This is a genomic window from Enterobacter sp. PL1 (genome assembly GCF_945957325.1).
Taxonomy (GTDB): Bacteria; Pseudomonadota; Gammaproteobacteria; order Enterobacterales; family Enterobacteriaceae; genus Enterobacter; species Enterobacter roggenkampii.
The window spans coordinates 1-1,818 of the sequence record NZ_CAMFKT010000075.1 but is presented as its reverse complement, the minus strand read 5'-3'; the positions used below and the strand labels follow the sequence as shown (position 1 = coordinate 1,818).

General features: G+C 45.9%; 2 protein-coding genes. Both read left to right on the top strand.

Annotation, left to right across the window (positions count from 1 at the left end; translation table 11 throughout):
• Window positions 1-727: restriction endonuclease subunit S (locus tag N6P30_RS24265; RefSeq protein WP_260630007.1), on the top strand; the 727-nt coding region annotated here is incomplete at its 5' end.
• A gap of 116 nt (window positions 728-843) precedes the next feature.
• The coding region (locus tag N6P30_RS24260; protein ID WP_260630006.1) for a type I restriction endonuclease at window positions 844-1,818 on the top strand (975 nt) is incomplete at its 3' end.

Below are 1,818 nucleotides of genomic sequence, written 5' to 3'. Positions count from 1 at the left end.
GGATAATCCGGAAAAATCCCTCGCCATCCAGTCTGAAATCGTTCGGATTCTGGACAAATTTACTGCACTTACCGCTGAGCTTACCGCTGAGCTTACCGCTGAGCTTAACATGCGTAAAAAACAGTACAACTACTATCGAGACCAGTTGCTGAGTTTTGAAGAGGGTGAAGTTGAGTGGAAGACGCTTGGGGATCTAGGGGAAAATCTGGATTCGAAAAGGAAACCAATTACCAGCGGTCTGAGGGAAGCAGGAAGTATTCCTTATTACGGTGCTTCTGGAATTGTCGATTATGTTAAAGATTACATTTTTGATGGTGATTTTTTACTGATTTCTGAAGATGGCGCAAATTTGTTAGCCCGCAATACGCCTATAGCATTTAGTATCAGTGGTAAATCTTGGGTAAACAATCATGCACATGTGATTAAATTCGATTCCTATGCAGAGCGAAGGTACGTGGAGTACTATCTGAATAGCATTGATTTATCCCCCTATATTTCCGGAGCAGCGCAACCAAAACTAAATAAGAAAAATTTAGAGAGCATACGTATTCCAAATCCTTCACCTGAAGATAAAGAGCGAATAGTTTCTATTCTGGACAAATTTGATGCGCTAACAAACTCCATCAACGAAGGCCTTCCTCGTGAAATCGAGCTACGTCAAAAGCAGTACGAGTACTATCGTGACTTGCTGTTCAGCTTCCCGAGACCAGAAACCGCCAGCAACTGACGGACCATTGATACCGGCAGGGTTTGTTCTCACCCGCCCGGTATCAGGCTTTACGAATGCCGGAAGATTCTTCTGATACCCTTCCGGGCTTTGCCAGATGACGCACAGGATGCACCATGACACAACAGACACACACCATCGCTGAATCCAATAACTTCATCGTTCTCGACAAGTACACGAAAGCCTGGGAAGCCGGTGACAGCTACCAGAGCGAATCAGATTTAGAACGCGAACTGATTCAGGATCTGCGCAATCAGGGCTATGAATTTATTTCCGTTAAATCACAGACCGCAATGCTGGCTAACATCCGGACGCAGTTGCAGGCTCTCAATGGTGTTGTGTTCAATGAAAGTGAATGGCGGCGTTTCGCAGAGCAGTATCTGGACAGCCCCAGTGACAGCAGCCTGGACAAAACCCGTAAAATCCATATCGACTATATCTGTGATTTTACTTTTGATGATGGTCGTCTGGAAAACATCTATCTGATAGATAAAAAGAACCTGCTGCGCAATAAGGTGCAGGTCATTCAGCAGTTTGAGCAGACAGGTTCACACGCTAACCGTTATGACGTCACCATTCTGGTCAACGGCCTGCCACTGGTGCAAATCGAACTCAAAAAGCGCGGCGTGGCGATTCGTGAAGCCTTTAACCAGATACACCGTTACAGCAAGGAAAGCTTTAACAGCGATAACTCCCTGTTTAAATACCTGCAACTCTTCGTAATTTCCAACGGGACTGATACCCGGTACTTTGCCAGTACCACTAAGCGGGATAAAAACAGCTTTGATTTCACCATGAACTGGGCGAAATCGGATAACACCCTGATAAAGGACCTGAAGGACTTTACCGCCACTTTCTTCCAGAAGCATACCCTGCTGAATGTTCTGTTTAATTACAGCGTGTTTGACAGCAGCCAGACGCTGCTCGTCATGCGCCCCTATCAGATTGCTGCCACTGAGCGAATCCTCTGGAAAATTAACAGCTCATTTAAAGCCAAGAACTGGTCAAAACCCGAAAGCGGTGGATTTATCTGGCATACCACAGGATCAGGAAAAACCCTGACCAGCTTTAAGGCCGCACGACTGGCAACC